The following is a 14,899-nucleotide window of genomic DNA, read 5'->3' on the forward strand; positions in this document are numbered from 1 at the left end:
GGGCAGAGCATGGCAGACGCGCGCGAGATCAATCCCCTACTGAAACAGGTGCTGGAACTGGGACCACCGCTGGTCTTTTTCCTGATCTACCTGCGCATCCGCGACAACACCTATGAAATGGCGGGCACAGAGTATTCCGGCTTTATCGTTGCCACGCTGATCTTCGTGCCCATTATTTTGATCGCTATGGCCGTGCTGTGGGCCCTGACCGGCAAGCTGAGCCGGATGCAGATATTCACCGCGTTTATGGTCATCTTCTTTGGCGCGCTCACCGCGTGGTTCAATGACGAACGGTTCTTCAAGATGAAGACAAGCATTGTCTACGGTGTGTTTGCGCTGCTTCTGGGGATCGGCCTGCTGCGCGGGCAAAGCTGGCTGGCCTATGTGCTAAGTGATGCGGTGCCGATGCGGCACGAGGGGTGGATGATCCTGACCCGCAGGCTGTGCGCGATGTTCGCCACGCTGGCCATCGCGAACGAGGTCATCTGGCGGACCATGTCTACGGACGCATGGGTCAAAATTGAAACCTTCGGATTTCCGATCGCTATGATGGTGTTCATCTTCCTACAGTTTGCAGCCTTGCAAGAGCATATGATCAGTGAAGATGATGAAGACGCTGATCCTGATCCGCAGACCTAGGCTCGCACACCCTGAACCCTGTTCGCATCGTCCTGCCAGTTGGTTTGACGCGGAGCGACGGCAAAGGCGACCTTCAGCGCAAGATCACGTGAAATCATGGCTTCCAAGGCCAGCTTGAACCGAGATTTGCGCGCTGCACGCGCGCGCAAGTCGGCAACATCCCATTGCAATACCTCGGCACCCGCGCGCAGCCATGTGGTTGCTGCGCTGGGTTGCTGAGACAGATATGCAACCTCACCCACAAACAGGCGCGGTGGCATCGCAAAGGCTTCTCCGCGTTTCTCAATCTCAATGACACCCGAAATCACGTAATACAGAGATGCCAGAGGGCTGCCTTCGGATGTGACCTCTGTATCCTGATCCAGGGTGTACCGTTTTGCACGCATTACCAATTCGCGGAAGTCGCCTGGCGGCAGATCCTGGAATTGAGCATAGATGTCGCGATGTGCGTAGGGCACAGCCAGTGGTGAGCTGCGCCAGAACAGGCTACACAGGCCGATGATATTCGCGACCCCCATGACGACAGACGTGTAGATTGCCTCCCATAGCGGCACGTCCGATGCGACCGCATAGTACCATATGTAAAGAAGTGTGCCTGTCAGGATCATAAGGCGCAGGATGACCTGATTGATGATCAGGTAGCCCAAGGTGAAAACCGCCCCAGCCGCGAGCACAATCCACTCGGGTGGCACCATTTCGTTTAGTATTTGTATCATTCCAATTCCCCGGCGCGGAGGTTGGACCGATACGGTCAATTTTCAAAGCATTTTCTGAGACGGAACGCATCAAAACATGCGCGGGCTCAGCCTTTGCGGCCAAACAGGTTCTTCTGCCCCGCTTTGTCCTGCTTCGCCGTGCGCAGGTCCAGATGTAGCGCATGCCCCCGCTGCACAGCCGGTCGGTTGCCAACGGTGTCTAACCAACGCGCTAGGTTCGGCTTGTCTTCCAAAGTCTGCTCTTGCCCTTCCCACAGAGACGCCCAGGGCCAGATCGCCATATCAGCGATGGAGTAGTCCCCGGCCACGTATTCATTCTCTGCCAATTGTCGGTCCAGCACGCCGTAGAGGCGCGCGGTTTCGTTCCGATACCGGTCCTTGGCATAGGGAATATCGTGCCCCATCTGCGGCGCGTAGTTTAGAAAGTGATGGGTTTGACCGGCCATTGGGCCAACGCCGCCCATTTGCCACATCAGCCACTGATCCACGGCGATACGCTCCCGTTCGGACTTGCCCCCGAACCGGCCGGTTTTGCGCGCCAGATATTGCAGGATCGCGCCGCTTTCAAAGATTGAAATCGGTGCGCCGTCCGGCCCATCCGGATCGGTGATCGCGGGCATCCGGTTGTTCGGGGCAATCTTCAGGAAATCGGGTTTGAACTGATCGCCTGCGCCGATGTTGATGAGGCGGACGGTGTATGGAAGTCCAAATTCCTCCAACGCGATTGAGACCTTCCAGCCATTTGGAGTGGGCCAATAATACAGGTCGATCATGCGGTCCTCCGGGCAGTCCGGCGGTTATGATGCGGTTTTCTGCCAACCAAGCAAGTGTGATGGCATGTCTGGTATCGCAAAAATGCGCGACCAGCGGGGGGCAGAGATATCCGGAAGGGCGTCTTGCAGGGCTAGCAATTCTACGTCACGGGGGCGGCGCAGGGCGCGGGCATAGAATTGCAATGCGCCGGGCCGAGTATAGCCTGACCAGTGACAGACCCGGCGTCTGGTAATGTGGATGTGGCCACCAAACCGGGTGAGGGCGGCCAATGTGTGTGGACAATCCAGCTGCAACGTCACCGCATTTGGCAGGTTGATACCTGTCCCCACCGCGCGGTCGTGTGGCACATGCGCAGGGATCAGTTTTTCAAACATGGCATCGAAAGCGTCGTTTTCCCGACTGGTCACATTCAGCAATTCAGCAGTCCGGCCTGTTGGCGTTTCCATCGCCGCTTGCGCGACGCTGGCATAGCTTGCCCCTGTGATGGTGATGATGCGCTGCACCGCATGGGACGGCAGATGATGCAATGCTTCGAAGATCACCTCGGACCCCATGGAATGGGTGATGGCGTGGATCGGACGGTGGGGGGCAACGGTGTGGATCGTATGAATCGCTTGCGCCAATGCGACACCTGCCGCCCATGCAGAGCGTTGTGCCTGCCACAGGTTGCCGCGGGCGCGCCAGCCAAAGGCGATCGCCAAACCTTCGTCCGCATGACCGCAAGCAAAGCCTAACGGACGGGGCCACTGTGTGTGGTGCACGCTTTCGGGGTGGCGTGTGCGTCCGAAGATACGAACATGGGGGCAAAAGCGTGGTGTGCCCGGGTCGTATTTGAAGCCGTGGATCAGGATGATGATCGGGCCGCTACCTCGTGCTGCGTTCCGCAGGGCGGGCAGGGCCGGGGCCGGAGAGCCATGCAGCACAAGCCCGTCCGGGCCTGCATTCAGTCTCAGGATCGGCATGCTGCACCTCCTACCACATTTTGTGGGGCTCCTATGCTCTAGGCATATGACGCGGGCATGAAATTTAAGTTACAGCACCGTGACGGTGTTGACGCCCCCGGCGGGCGGGCGTAATCCACCGATGTGGCGATTTGTTACCGGATTGCGGGCCACGTTAAACATTTCCGCTAAAAGGTCAGGATGAAAGCCCCCCTTTCGCTTGACCCGCGTCTGGGGGTTTTTTGTGGCCTGACCCCTTTCAGGCCCGCGATGGAGTTTGAACATGTCCGATAAGTGGAATGCCCGCACCCGTGCCGTCCATGGCGGTGTCCGCCGCAGCCAGTATGGCGAAGTGAGCGAAGCGATCTTTCTCACACAAGGCTTTGTCTATGACAGTGCCGAGCAGGCCGCGCAGCGGTTCGAAGCGGCCGGCGAGGATGAGTTCATCTATGCCCGCTACGGCAACCCGACAGTGCGGATGTTCGAAGAGCGTATCGCGATGCTGGAAGGGGCCGAGGACGGTTTTGCCACCGCTTCTGGCATGGCGGCTGTGTCCGGCGCATTGATTTCCATGCTGAAGGCCGGGGACAGGGTTGTGTCGGCGCGGGCACTGTTCGGGTCGTGCCTTTACGTGTTGGAGGAGGTGTTGACTCGCTACGGGGTCGAGGTCGAATTTGTGGATGGGACCAATCTGGAGGCGTGGCGCGCGGCGATCACACCGGGCACCACGGCGGTTTTCTTCGAATCCATCTCGAACCCGACTTTGGAAGTCGTCGATATCAAATCCGTGTCGGAGCTGGCCCATGCCGTGGGCGCGACGGTCCTGGTCGACAATGTCTTTGCCACGCCGGTCTTCTCCAACGCGATTGCCGAAGGCGCAGATGTTGTCATCTACTCCACGACGAAGCACGTGGATGGGCAGGGGCGGGCCCTTGGCGGTGTGATCCTCGGGACCGAGGAGTTCATTCGCGAGACGGTTGAACCCTACATGAAACACACCGGCGGATCGATGTCGCCGTTCACGGCTTGGGTGATGTTGAAGGGGCTTGAGACCCTAGAGTTGCGCGTGCGTGCGCAGGCGGCGTCTGCCTTGCAGCTTGCGGATGCGCTGCAGGGGCATGATGCACTGGCGCGCGTGATTTATCCGGGCCATTCCAGCCACGCACAGCACGATCTGGTGGAACGCCAGATGGGCGGGGCCGGGGGCACGGTCCTGTCGCTCGATCTTGCTGGTGGGCAGGAGGCTGCGTTCCGGTTCCTGAACGCGCTCACGATCCCCGTGATCTCGAACAACCTCGGCGACGCCAAGTCGATTCTTACCCATCCGGCGACAACGACGCACCAGCGTTTGCCGGAGGATCAGAAGGATGCGCTGGGCATTACACCCGGTCTTGTGCGGATGTCCGTGGGGATCGAACATGGTGACGATTTGGTTGCGGATATCCTGCAAGCCTTGGAAAAAGCACAATAATGCACAAATGGGCGATGGTGCCGAAATCTGGCACCGCCCCCTTTATTTGTCATCCATGTTGCAGCGCCACACGTAACTGTTAGCAATATTGGAAAAGTGCTCGGGACGGCTTACCTACTTTGGGCACGCAGACAGAAAGGGGGGCTACTTTATGAACATTCATACGCCCGACATCACCGCAATACCCGAACGTGACGAGGCCGAAGCAGCACTGGATCTACTCCGACGCTGGGCCAAGAACGCCACAACAACAGATATCATTGAACTAGACCCCTCAGTCGCGCGACTTGTGCCGGGCAGCGATGGAGTCGAGTATCCGGCCTTTTCCCGCGAATACCCCGAGGGGTTCGACGTGGATGAAGGATATAAGGACACGTTGCCAGACTTGCAGAACGGGCCATCCAGCCTGATCCGAGGGGCAAAGACACGTATCCAACACGTTGGCATCTCGAATTTTCGTCTGCCGCTGCGCATTGAGAGCCGCGATGGCGCGCCTCTGACGTTAGAAACATCTGTTACGGGCACGGTCAGCCTTGAGGCCGACAAGAAGGGCATCAATATGTCCCGCATCATGCGCTCCTTCTACAAACATGCCGAAGCGACGTTTTCCTTTGGGGTGATCGAGGCGGCATTGGACGATTACAAAGCCGACCTTGATAGTTTTGACGCGCGGATCCAGATGCGGTTCAGCATGCCGGTACAGGTTGAAAGCTTGCGGTCTGGCCTGTCGGGGTACCAGTATTATGACATCGCGCTGGAATTGGTCGAGCAGGCGGGCGTGCGAAAGCGCATCATACATCTTGATTACGTCTATTCCTCGACATGTCCCTGCTCGCTGGAATTGAGCGAGCATGCCCGTGCCACTCGTGGGCAGCTGGCAACGCCGCACTCGCAGCGGTCGGTGGCGCGTATTTCGGTCGCACTCGAGGATGATGCTGACACGCTGTGGTTCGAGGATCTGATCGATGCTTGCCGTCGTGCCGTTCCGACCGAGACACAGGTGATGGTCAAGCGTGAAGATGAACAGGCTTTTGCCGAGTTGAATGCGGCCAACCCGATCTTTGTCGAGGATGCGGCGCGTCTGTTCAGTGAACAGTTGTTGGCCGATGTACGCATCGGGGATTTCCGCGTGGTGGCCAGCCACCAGGAAAGTCTGCACAGCCACGACGCCGTTTCAGTCCTGACTGAGGGCGACACGTTTGCGGTGGACAGTATCGACCCGCGCATGTTCCAGACACTGTTCCACGTTGGCTGATGATGGGCCAGGCGGAGGACACCTCCGCCTTACGAAACATACAGGCGCGCCGTTCTAGGCGCGCTTTTTTCATTTCGGCGGGGGACACCCCCGCCTTACAGCCCACAATTGCGCAAGGCGGCCATGCAGTTTCGGCATTGGTGTTTTTGCCCTTGGGGGCCTATGTTCCAGTCAACGGGAGGACACAGTTTAACGCATGATATGCGAGGTTTCCCAATGGCTTATGTCAGTCACCCCAACACATCTATCCTGAGTGCGATCCTTGATCGGATTACCGACTTCTTAGTTGCCCTTGGCCACTCTGCCGCCATGTCGGCCGCAGCGGAAAGCCGTTTCAAGCGCATTGAAGCTCTGAATGCCAAAACGGACGAAGAGCTGGCCGCCATGAACTTGCGCCGCGAAGACATTGCGGCATACGTGTTCCGCGACCTGATGCACCTGTAAGCTTGAATTCGGCCTGGCATTGTGCCGGGTCGTTTGCAAGCTGGCCACGTGTTGCGGTGTCACCTGCTTGACACCGCCCGCGCGGCCCGCCAACGCTGAGCGCGATGATCGACTTGCGCCCTGTTGGATATGTGATTGGCCTGCTTGTGGCTGTGCTTGGCCTGGCCATGATCCTGCCCATGCTGGTGGACTTGGCCGAAGGGCGTGGGCATTGGCCTGTTTTTGCGGAATGTGCGCTGATCACAGTCCTGGTTGGCGGCATGATCGCGTTGAGCTGCCAGAATGGCGTCCGTCAAGGGCTGACCATTCAGCAAACCTTTCTTCTGACCACTGGCGTTTGGTTGGCATTGCCCGTTTTCGGCGCGCTGCCGTTTTTCTTTGGCGCCACTGAGGCCCGGTTTGTCGATGCATTTTTCGAAGCGATGTCGGGCCTGACCACAACCGGGTCCACCGTTTTCTCGGGGCTGGATGAGTTGCCCAAAGGGCTGCTGTTGTGGCGTGGTATCCTCCAATGGCTGGGCGGCATTGGTATCATTGTTGTGGCCATGGTGTTCCTGCCAGAGTTGCGTGTGGGCGGGATGCAGATTTTCCGCACCGAAGCCTTTGACACCTTTGGCAAGATTCTCCCCCGTGCGACCGAGATCGCCAGCCGTATCTCGGTCATTTATGTGGCCCTGACCCTGATCTGTGCACTTGCCTATATCGCGGCGGGTATGGGCGCATTTGATGCAACGGTGCATGCAATGACCACGATCGCCACCGGCGGGTTCGCCAACTACGATATGTCTTTTGCTGCCTTCGGCCCTGCGCCGTCCTATGTCGCGACCTTGTTCATGATCTTGGCCGCGCTGCCCTTCGTGCGCTTCGTACAGCTCAGCGCGGGCACCGCGCGCCCTTTCCTGCAGGACAGGCAAATCCACGTGTTTCTTGTAACGGCTTGCGTCATCGTGGCCTTGATCGCAGGTTGGAACCTGCTGCAACAAAATGCGGTGAATGAAGGTGCCGTACGTGCAGCCCTGTTCAACACCGTGTCGCTGATGACTGGCACGGGCTATGCCAACGCAGACTATGGGCAATGGGGCAGTTTCGCGGTTGCGGTCCTGTTTTTTACCGGCCTGATCGGTGGCTGTGCGGGCTCGACTGCATGTTCGATCAAGATATTTCGCTACCAGTTGCTGTTTGCGTCGATCAAAGCGCAGTTGCAAAAGACCCGCAGCCCCCATGGCATTTTTACACCCCGCTATGCCGGCAGGCCAGTGGGTGATGACGTGCTGAACTCGGTCATGTCCTTTTTCATGTTCTTTGTGGTTACGCTGGGTATCTTGTCGGTGGCGCTGGCGATGACCGGGCTGGACTTTGTCACCGCTCTGTCTGGCGCGGCCACGGCCCTGGCAAATGTCGGTCCTGGTTTTGGAGACCAGATCGGACCATCAGGCAATTTCGCTGGCCTTAACGACACAGCCAAGTGGCTTCTGGCTGCTGCGATGCTAATCGGGCGGCTGGAGTTGGTGGCGGTCTACGTCATATTTACCATTCAATTTTGGAGAGCTTGATGGCCCAAACCCGCCCGCTTGGTGCGCAAATCTCGCACATGCTCAAAGACCGTGGCGTCGATGTGATCTTTGGCATCCCGGGGGTGCACAATCAGGAAATGTATCGTGGGATCGAAGAGGCGGGGATCACCCATGTGCTGGCCCGACACGAACAGGGGGCCGGTTTCATGGCCGATGGTTATGCTCGAGCGACGGGCAAGCCGGGTGTCGCCTACGTGATCACAGGACCGGGGCTGTGTAACATTATGACGCCGATGGGGCAGGCGTATTCTGACTCTGTGCCGATGTTGGTCATCTCGTCATGCCTGGATGAGATGGCTGCCACAAAGGGCCAGTTGCACCAGATGAAAGATCAACGCGGGGCAGCTGAAACTGTGTGTGATTGGTCGGAGGAGGCGCGTACTGCTGACGCGGCCTATGCGCTGGTTGATCGCGCCATTGCCGAGTTCAAAACCAATCGTCCGCGTCCAAAGCACATTCAGGTGCCAATACAACAACTGGAAACTCACGCCGAGGAAACCTTTGCGCGGTGGCGCCCCACGGATAAGGGTCGGCAAGAAAACAAGTTTTCGATCACAAGACTGCCCGGTGCGATCAAGCAGCCCATGCCATTGGATGTGATTGATACGCTTGCAATTCGGCTCTTGCAGGCAGAGCGGCCATTGTTCGTGTTTGGTGGAGGAGGCGCGCGGCAGCTGGGCGCATCCGGTTCGTCTGTGACATCTATTCTGGAATTGGCAAATGCGGCGGTATTCACAACATATGCCGGGCGCGGTGTTGCGCCGCCGGATTGGCCCCTCCTTTTTGGGTCGAGCCTCGCGCGCCCCGAGAGCGCCAAACTTCTTGATGCAAGCGATTGCGTCGTTCTCGTTGGAACTGATTTGGCAGAGGTTGATCTGTGGCGGTCTGAGGCTGGCCAACGGCCCGGTGCCTACATCGTCAACATTGATCCCGAGGTTTTGTCGCAATCCCACCCCAAAGACTGGTGTCTGCAATATGACGCTGCGACAGCGATGGCTCATTTGCACAGCGCGCTGGAAAAGCATTCCGCGAATGCTCTGAAGCGGCCCAAATCTGGTTGGTCTGCTGACTTAGTCGCGGGTTACCGCGACCGCTGGCGCGCCGAAGTTGATGCGGAACGCCCCGGCATCGTTCCCGTCTGTGACGCACTGCGAAGCTGCCTCCCTGAAGGAACCATGATCTATTCCGATATGACCCAATTCGCTTACACTGCGAAAGAAGTCTGGGACATGGAGATGCCCGGCCACTGGCATCACCCGACCGGCTTTGGCACCCTTGGCTACGCGACACCTGCCGCCATCGGCGGGGCTGTTGCACGCAAGGGCAAGCCGACAATGGCCATCATCGGTGATTATGGCTTCCACTACACGATGCAGGAACTTGGCGTTGCCGTTGAACTCGGCCTGCCATTGCCCATTATCCTGTGGGACAATGGTAAGCTCAAAGAGATCGAGGAAAGCATGGTCCGCGCCCAGATCGCACCCAATGCGGTTGTCGCGCGGAACCCGGATTTCTGCAAGCTGGCCGAGGCATTCGGCGCCTACGCGTGTGCGCCCAAAACTCTGGCAGAGATGCAGGATGCTGTCCGCGCTGCATTTGACGCGGATGGGCCAACCCTTATTTATTTGACACCCGAGATATCCGCGTAAGGCGCATCTTGATGCGCCATGCGAAGCTGACCGATATCTACGGGGACTGAGGAGGCGTAAGGCGCACCTGTGGTGCGCCCACCAGGCTACATCTTGGGACCTTGCGCGCGGTAGATGTCGCCCCACGTGTTGCCGGTAATGTAAGTGGGGCAGCCCTTCTTGCGGGTGTTGACGATCAGAAACCACATGGTTTCGCCGGGCCGCCCTGCACGGCTGTATTCGCAGCCCAGCGGATGTGTCAACCACTGCCCCTGGTACGCCGGTGACGGTTTCACCACAGCAGTGCTGGCCGAGGTGATGACGGCGGTTCCGACCAGGACTATGGCAGCAGGCACGACGATGGATATCGCCGCGGCGATGGATTTGAAGAAGGATTTGAACATGACACACTCCGATCACTGAAAAGGTACAGCGCCCCCACGCCTTGGCCTTAACCTGTGTTCATGCATGTTAATGCAATCCTAACGATCGCTGGCGAAGTGTGTCCGATTTGAGTGAAACCCGATCAGTCCCAGCAACTGACCAAAACAGTCATGCCGGTTGCCGCGGCTGAAAGGTCAACCGGATCAATCGGGGTCCCGCTGTCGGTGCTGGCCGCCGCCAGACCGGCCTCGGCAAGCACGCCCTGCAACGCTGCGCGATCCAGTGCAAAGCGCACACCTTTCGGCAGCGCCCGACCACCCTGTTCGTCCGGCAGCAGCATCCCCAAAACACCACCACCTGCATCCAAAACCGGGCCACCCACGTCACCTGGCAATGTGTTCAGGGCAAGACGTGAAAGATTTGGCTCACCGTCTAGACCGCGCAAATCGCTCAGGGTGCCAAAGGTCATGGACGGAGCGCCCAATACACCCTCGAAGCTGAAGCCGGCCGCGGCCACCTCGGATTGAAGCCGAGGTTGTGTGTCACTGAAGCGCGCAATCGCCAAAGGCGCCAGCGTGGATGTCGGTTTGAGTACGGCAACGCCCAGAGACTCGTCCACAACAGCAACTTCGGCATCCGTTTCGGAATCGACGGTCACGCGCGTGCAGCTGCTTACCGCCTCGGACGTGGTGAGGACGGTGCCCCGATTGTCCACAAAAAAGCCGGAACGTGACAAGCGCGGTTTGCGCACTTCAAGCCCTGACACAAGGTCAATCGCCTGCTCCTGTGTGCTGGCACTTGTTGGGATCACGCCGTCGGTCCGGACAAAGCTCTTGCCCATTTCGTCCAGCAAGCGCGTGCGGCGCTCTTCATCCCCTGCGGGCCACACGACAGTAAATCCCTTGATCTGTCCGTCTTCCAACGTCACGCGGGTTTCAGATACGTGTGCTGCATCTTCCCCTACCAGGACAAAGGAACGGTCCTTGCGCTCGCGTGCGCCGTCCAGTGGCACAATGTCCAGAGTCTGCATGATGTCGTAAAGACCAAACAAGGTTGTCTGGTCGCCTTCCTGGCTGATCAGAAGGACGGTCGCTTCAATGTCTCCGGTGCCTGTGTAGTGGGCGAAGGGGTATTCGTACTTGTCGAAAGCGACAACATCGGTGGGCATCAACATCTCGATCCCTGCGGTCTCGTCCCGCACGACCTCAAGACCCAGACCGTCCAGCACGGAATTGTAGTCCTGCAACAGAACGACGCGCTGCTGTGTTGTTAGAATGCCGGTGACATCAAACCCTTTTTGTTCTTGCCACTGCGCCATTGCGTTGCGGGTGCCACGACCAAATGCGCCGTCGATGCCGCCCTCATACGTCCCGGCCCATTGCAGGGCGATCTGCAAGTCTTCGCGCTCCGACCGGCTCAACTGCCGTTCACTGCGTTGTGCTTGTGCCGGGGTTTCATCAGAAGGCGGAGGGGCAGGCGTGTCCACGACGGGCGTGGTGTCTTCAGGTTCGGTCGGCACAGGGGGCTCCACCACGCCGCGGTTCAACACATTTGCGCCGATGGGCCAGAATTGCTGTCGGAAGGAAGATGTGAACGCGATGAAGCTGTCGCGCGGGATCACGCCTTCGGACCGGTACACGCGCAACACCTGTTCGGCATCCGATCGGGCATAAGGGCCAAGCGCGATACCATACCAGCCGCCACCAAGGGAAAACCCATTCACATCAGGCAGTTCAGCGGCATAGACGCGGGCACGCTCGGTTGCTGCGTTCAGGTTGGGCTGTGCCTCGATCTGGATCCAGACAGGGTCTTCCTGTGCACTTGCTGCAACCACCGACGCAAGCAGGACAACCCACGCCAGCACAATACGCTTCAACATCACCCGATATCCCCTTGGTTGGTCTTGGTGCCACTACTTTTCGTGCGCGGCAGATTAAGCAGGATTCCGCCCCAATGGAAATGGTGGAATACCCGTAAAAACCCACCTCGCGCGCAATTGACCATTTGGGGGCCGGGCCGTAGGTAAGTCACGCAATTCAACCGATGGCTTGACCCATGTCCGACACCGTTACACCGCCCCGTTCCTTTCAGGAAATTATTCTGCGTCTCCAGACCTATTGGGCGTCCAAGGGCTGCGCCGTGCTGCAGCCCTACGACATGGAGGTGGGGGCGGGAACCTTCCACCCGGCCACGACCCTGCGCAGCCTCGGATCACAGCCCTGGGCCGCGGCCTATGTACAGCCCTCGCGCCGCCCAACGGACGGGCGCTATGGTGAGAACCCCAACCGGCTCCAGCACTACTATCAGTATCAGGTGTTGATCAAACCATCGCCGCCCGACTTGCAGGACCTCTACCTTGGGTCTCTGAAAGCCATCGGTATCGACATGGACCTGCACGACATCCGCTTTGTCGAAGATGACTGGGAAAGCCCGACGCTTGGCGCATGGGGCCTCGGGTGGGAAGTGTGGTGCGACGGCATGGAAGTGTCGCAATTCACGTATTTCCAACAGGTTGGCGGGCACGATTGCCACCCGGTCTCGGGTGAGCTGACCTATGGGCTTGAACGACTGGCGATGTACATTCTGGGTGTCGATCACGTGATGGACATGCCCTTCAACGATCCACAAACACCCATCCCGCTGTCCTACGGTGACATCTTCAAGCAGACGGAAGAAGAATACGCGCGCTGGAATTTCGATGTGGCCAACACCGAAGTGCTGCTGCGACATTTCGAAGAGGCCGAGACCGAGTGCAAAGCCATCCTGGATCAGGCGCACGACGATCCCAAAACCGGCAAGCGCATCATCATGGCGCACCCGGCCTATGACCAGTGCATCAAGGCCTCGCACATTTTCAACCTGCTCGATGCCCGCGGCGTGATCTCGGTCACGGAACGGCAGGCCTATATCGGCCGGGTCCGCGCGCTGGCCAAGCAGTGTGCCGATGCGTTCGTGCAAACACGGGCAGGGGGCTGGCGGCCAGAGGATGCGGCGTGAGTTACACCAATGCCACCCCGGTTTTGCGCGTCTCTGACTATCAGCGCGCCAAGGCGTTCTACATGGACGTGCTCGGTTTTGAAGTGAAGCAAGAGGCGGGCGAACCTGTCACCGGCTTTGGCATCTACCGTGCAGGCCAAGCCCAACTCTTCCTCATCGCATGGAACGGACCCGAAGCGGCGTACGAAAACTGGCGCGTCTACCTTTACCCCGAAAACTTCGCGGCCACGGTCGACAAGATCAAAGCCACTGGCACCGCGATCAAAGGGCCAACCGTCACCGAATACGGCATGCGCGAGGTCGAAGTGACCGACCCTGACGGCAACGTCCTTTGTCTGGGCGAGGACGCGGGATGAGCGGCAAAATCATCGGGATTGTCATCGTGCTAAGTTCCATCATCGCGGGCGCGGCCCTGTACTATCTGCAGATCTACGGCTTCTACGAAGAGGTTGAGACGGCGGAGGTACAGCTTGTGTCGGTCGTTTCGGATGAACCCGAACCCATCCCCTTTGCTGATTTTCAAGCCATCGATGCCGACAGCTCCCCCATCCGCTACCGGGCCTGCTTCACAACCGAGATGTCACTGGCCCTACTGACCGAAACCTATGTGGGTCTGGAACAGGCAACCCCGCGCAATGCTCCGGGTTGGTTCGACTGCTTCGACGCCGAAGCCATCGCCTCAGAACTTGACGCAGGCACCGCTCTCCCGTTCCTCGGCCAGAAGAACGTCGATTTCGGCGTCGACCGTATCGTCGCCATCACCGAAGACGGGCGCGGCTATGTCTGGCACGAATTGAACGATTGCGGCGACAAGGCCTATGACGGCACCATCGTGGGCGAAGAATGCCCGGACCGTGACCAGATCACCCAATGACACTGGCCGTTCCAGCCTTCATCACCGCCACGCTGGGCCTTGCTGTCTTCCTGTTCGGGACCATCCTCAACGGGCGGTTCGAGGTCCTGCGCCGGTTCAACATCCCGGAACCGGTATCAGGCGGGCTGATTGCGGCGGTGATCGGGCTGCTCCTTTACTTGTTCCTCGACATTGAATTCGCGTTCGAGATGGACGCTCGGGACTTCTTCCTCGTCCTTTTCTTCGCTGGCATCGGCCTGAATGCACGGTTCGAGGATTTGCTCTCCGGCGGCAAACCACTGGCCTTGCTCTTGCTTCTGACGCTGGTGATGATCCTTGTTCAAAACGGGATCGGTACAGCCGGAGCGATCCTCTTGGGTTATCCCGCCGCCACGGGTGTCCTGTTCGGCTCCGCCGCCCTGATCGGCGGGCATGGCACGGCGATTGCATGGTCGCCCGAGGTGGCCGAAGCCAGCGGGCTGACAAACGCGCCAGAGCTTGGGATCGCTGTCGCCACGCTTGGCCTTGTTCTGGCGGCACTGATTGGCGGCCCCATCGCGCGCCACCTCGTCGAAGGCAAAGACCTGACCCCGGATCGCCCGGACGAAGGGCTCACTGTTGGTCTGCCCGCAGACAATGGCCCCAAAACACCCATCGACCCGGTGACCGTCTCGCGCGTGCTGCTCTATCTTAACCTTGCCATCATCGGCGGCTTCTCGGCGCATCTTGGGTTGATCGAAGCCGGCGTCAAACTCCCGCTCTTCGTGCCTTGCCTGATCATGGCCATCCTGATCGCCAATATCCGCGCGGTCCTGTTTCCGAATGCCATCCCCGTGGCCCGCACCCCCGCACTCGCCCTGATCTCTGAAATCGCACTTGGCGCCTTCCTCGCCATGTCGCTCATGTCCCTGCAGCTTTGGACATTGGTCGAACTGGGCGCGGCCATCGGCCTGATCCTTGCACTGCAAACACTGGCGACACTGGGCTTCGTGATCTTCATCCTGTTTCCGCTGATGGGTGGCGGCTACCGTGCTGCCGTTCTAGGGGCCGGGTTCGGCGGCTTCGCCCTTGGCGCCACCCCCACGGCCATCGCCAACATGACGGCCGTCACCAAACGATATGGCCCATCGCCCATGGCCTTTGTCATCCTGCCCTTGGTCTCGGCGTTCTTTGTCGATATTGCCAACGCCATCGCTATCCAATTCTTCGTCAATCTCTAGAGC

Annotated in this window: 15 protein-coding genes and 1 riboswitch; of the genes, 10 read left to right on the forward strand and 5 right to left on the reverse strand. The window is 59.0% G+C overall.

Going from position 1 to position 14,899, the window contains the following annotated elements; translation table 11 throughout:
- The first annotated feature begins 9 nt into the window (after nt 1-9).
- Entirely contained in the window at nt 10-639 is a 630-nt protein-coding gene (locus IE087_RS11910; protein WP_189369572.1) for an inner membrane-spanning protein YciB, read from the forward strand.
- Here the strand turns inward: IE087_RS11910 and IE087_RS11915 are convergent.
- The 3 genes from IE087_RS11915 to IE087_RS11925 form a co-directional block, all read right to left on the reverse strand.
- Nucleotides 636-1,355, reverse strand: coding sequence for a cyclic nucleotide-binding domain-containing protein (locus tag IE087_RS11915; RefSeq protein ID WP_229801362.1), 720 nt, complete (start codon nt 1,353-1,355; stop codon nt 636-638). The two genes, IE087_RS11910 and IE087_RS11915, sit on opposite strands and share 4 nt — an antisense overlap.
- Nucleotides 1,356-1,441: 86 nt before the next feature.
- Entirely contained in the window at nt 1,442-2,128 is a 687-nt protein-coding gene (locus tag IE087_RS11920; protein ID WP_189369573.1) for a glutathione S-transferase N-terminal domain-containing protein, read from the reverse strand.
- A 24-nt stretch (nt 2,129-2,152) separates the two neighbouring features.
- Complete coding sequence (locus IE087_RS11925; RefSeq protein ID WP_189369574.1) at nt 2,153-3,091, reverse strand: alpha/beta hydrolase; 939 nt, start codon at nt 3,089-3,091, stop codon at nt 2,153-2,155.
- Between the two features lie 113 nt (nt 3,092-3,204).
- A riboswitch (SAM riboswitch) is annotated at nt 3,205-3,282 on the forward strand.
- A 71-nt stretch (nt 3,283-3,353) separates the two neighbouring features.
- Here IE087_RS11925 and metZ point away from each other — a divergent pair.
- The 5 genes from metZ to IE087_RS11950 all read left to right on the forward strand — a co-directional run bounded on the left by metZ (nt 3,354) and on the right by IE087_RS11950 (nt 9,463).
- The gene (gene metZ, locus IE087_RS11930; protein ID WP_189369575.1) at nt 3,354-4,541 is read left to right on the forward strand and encodes an O-succinylhomoserine sulfhydrylase; all 1,188 of its coding nucleotides are present in this window, start codon (nt 3,354-3,356) and stop codon (nt 4,539-4,541) included.
- A gap of 151 nt (nt 4,542-4,692) precedes the next feature.
- On the forward strand, nt 4,693-5,796 hold the full coding sequence (gene folE2, locus IE087_RS11935; RefSeq protein WP_189369576.1) for a GTP cyclohydrolase FolE2: 1,104 nt from the start codon (nt 4,693-4,695) through the stop codon (nt 5,794-5,796).
- Nucleotides 5,797-6,012: 216 nt separating this feature from the next.
- Nucleotides 6,013-6,240, forward strand: a complete 228-nt coding sequence (locus IE087_RS11940; protein WP_189369577.1) for a DUF1127 domain-containing protein — start codon at nt 6,013-6,015, stop codon at nt 6,238-6,240.
- 104 nt (nt 6,241-6,344) lie between these two features.
- Nucleotides 6,345-7,793: a TrkH family potassium uptake protein gene (locus tag IE087_RS11945; protein ID WP_189369578.1), complete on the forward strand. Its 1,449-nt coding sequence runs from the start codon at nt 6,345-6,347 to the stop codon at nt 7,791-7,793.
- Nucleotides 7,793-9,463 carry a thiamine pyrophosphate-binding protein gene (locus IE087_RS11950; RefSeq protein WP_189369579.1) on the forward strand — a complete coding sequence of 557 codons (1,671 nt, stop codon included), beginning with the start codon at nt 7,793-7,795 and terminating at the stop codon, nt 9,461-9,463. Before IE087_RS11945 ends, IE087_RS11950 begins: the two co-directional genes overlap by 1 nt.
- A gap of 86 nt (nt 9,464-9,549) precedes the next feature.
- Here IE087_RS11950 and IE087_RS11955 read toward each other — a convergent pair whose 3' ends face one another.
- Nucleotides 9,550-9,846, reverse strand: a complete 297-nt coding sequence (locus IE087_RS11955) for a hypothetical protein (protein WP_189369580.1) — start codon at nt 9,844-9,846, stop codon at nt 9,550-9,552.
- A 122-nt stretch (nt 9,847-9,968) separates the two neighbouring features.
- Nucleotides 9,969-11,705: a serine protease gene (locus IE087_RS11960; RefSeq protein WP_189369581.1), complete on the reverse strand. Its 1,737-nt coding sequence runs from the start codon at nt 11,703-11,705 to the stop codon at nt 9,969-9,971.
- Between the two features lie 176 nt (nt 11,706-11,881).
- On the opposite strand from IE087_RS11960, the gene IE087_RS11965 reads away from it, so the two are divergent.
- Genes IE087_RS11965 through gltS form a run of 4 tightly spaced genes read left to right on the forward strand, consistent with a single transcriptional unit; the run spans nt 11,882 to nt 14,896 of the window.
- Nucleotides 11,882-12,823 (forward strand): glycine--tRNA ligase subunit alpha, encoded by a 942-nt coding sequence (locus tag IE087_RS11965; RefSeq protein WP_189369582.1) that lies wholly within the window; start codon nt 11,882-11,884, stop codon nt 12,821-12,823.
- A complete protein-coding gene (locus IE087_RS11970; protein ID WP_189369583.1) occupies nt 12,820-13,179 on the forward strand; it encodes a glyoxalase superfamily protein in 360 nt (119 codons plus the stop codon). Before IE087_RS11965 ends, IE087_RS11970 begins: the two co-directional genes overlap by 4 nt.
- A complete protein-coding gene (locus IE087_RS11975) occupies nt 13,176-13,697 on the forward strand; it encodes a DUF6446 family protein (RefSeq protein WP_189369584.1) in 522 nt (173 codons plus the stop codon). Before IE087_RS11970 ends, IE087_RS11975 begins: the two co-directional genes overlap by 4 nt.
- Nucleotides 13,694-14,896, forward strand: a complete 1,203-nt coding sequence (gene gltS / locus IE087_RS11980; RefSeq protein ID WP_189369585.1) for a sodium/glutamate symporter — start codon at nt 13,694-13,696, stop codon at nt 14,894-14,896. Before IE087_RS11975 ends, gltS begins: the two co-directional genes overlap by 4 nt.
- The last annotated feature ends 3 nt before the right edge of the window (nt 14,897-14,899 follow it).

This window comes from Tateyamaria omphalii (assembly GCF_014651375.1).
Taxonomy (GTDB): domain Bacteria; phylum Pseudomonadota; class Alphaproteobacteria; order Rhodobacterales; family Rhodobacteraceae; genus Tateyamaria; species Tateyamaria omphalii.

Excerpts from the sequence above, each read along its gene's own strand:
- IE087_RS11910 (WP_189369572.1), top strand. The coding sequence starts at position 10 with ATGGCAGACGCGCGCGAGATCAATCCCCTACTGAAACAGGTGCTGGAA.
- IE087_RS11915 (WP_229801362.1), bottom strand. The coding sequence starts at position 1,355 with ATGATACAAATACTAAACGAAATGGTGCCACCCGAGTGGATTGTGCTC.
- IE087_RS11920 (WP_189369573.1), bottom strand. The coding sequence starts at position 2,128 with ATGATCGACCTGTATTATTGGCCCACTCCAAATGGCTGGAAGGTCTCA.
- IE087_RS11925 (WP_189369574.1), bottom strand. The coding sequence starts at position 3,091 with ATGCCGATCCTGAGACTGAATGCAGGCCCGGACGGGCTTGTGCTGCAT.
- metZ (WP_189369575.1), top strand. The coding sequence starts at position 3,354 with ATGTCCGATAAGTGGAATGCCCGCACCCGTGCCGTCCATGGCGGTGTC.
- folE2 (WP_189369576.1), top strand. The coding sequence starts at position 4,693 with ATGAACATTCATACGCCCGACATCACCGCAATACCCGAACGTGACGAG.
- IE087_RS11940 (WP_189369577.1), top strand. The coding sequence starts at position 6,013 with ATGGCTTATGTCAGTCACCCCAACACATCTATCCTGAGTGCGATCCTT.
- IE087_RS11945 (WP_189369578.1), top strand. The coding sequence starts at position 6,345 with ATGATCGACTTGCGCCCTGTTGGATATGTGATTGGCCTGCTTGTGGCT.
- IE087_RS11950 (WP_189369579.1), top strand. The coding sequence starts at position 7,793 with ATGGCCCAAACCCGCCCGCTTGGTGCGCAAATCTCGCACATGCTCAAA.
- IE087_RS11955 (WP_189369580.1), bottom strand. The coding sequence starts at position 9,846 with ATGTTCAAATCCTTCTTCAAATCCATCGCCGCGGCGATATCCATCGTC.
- IE087_RS11960 (WP_189369581.1), bottom strand. The coding sequence starts at position 11,705 with ATGTTGAAGCGTATTGTGCTGGCGTGGGTTGTCCTGCTTGCGTCGGTG.
- IE087_RS11965 (WP_189369582.1), top strand. The coding sequence starts at position 11,882 with ATGTCCGACACCGTTACACCGCCCCGTTCCTTTCAGGAAATTATTCTG.
- IE087_RS11975 (WP_189369584.1), top strand. The coding sequence starts at position 13,176 with ATGAGCGGCAAAATCATCGGGATTGTCATCGTGCTAAGTTCCATCATC.
- gltS (WP_189369585.1), top strand. The coding sequence starts at position 13,694 with ATGACACTGGCCGTTCCAGCCTTCATCACCGCCACGCTGGGCCTTGCT.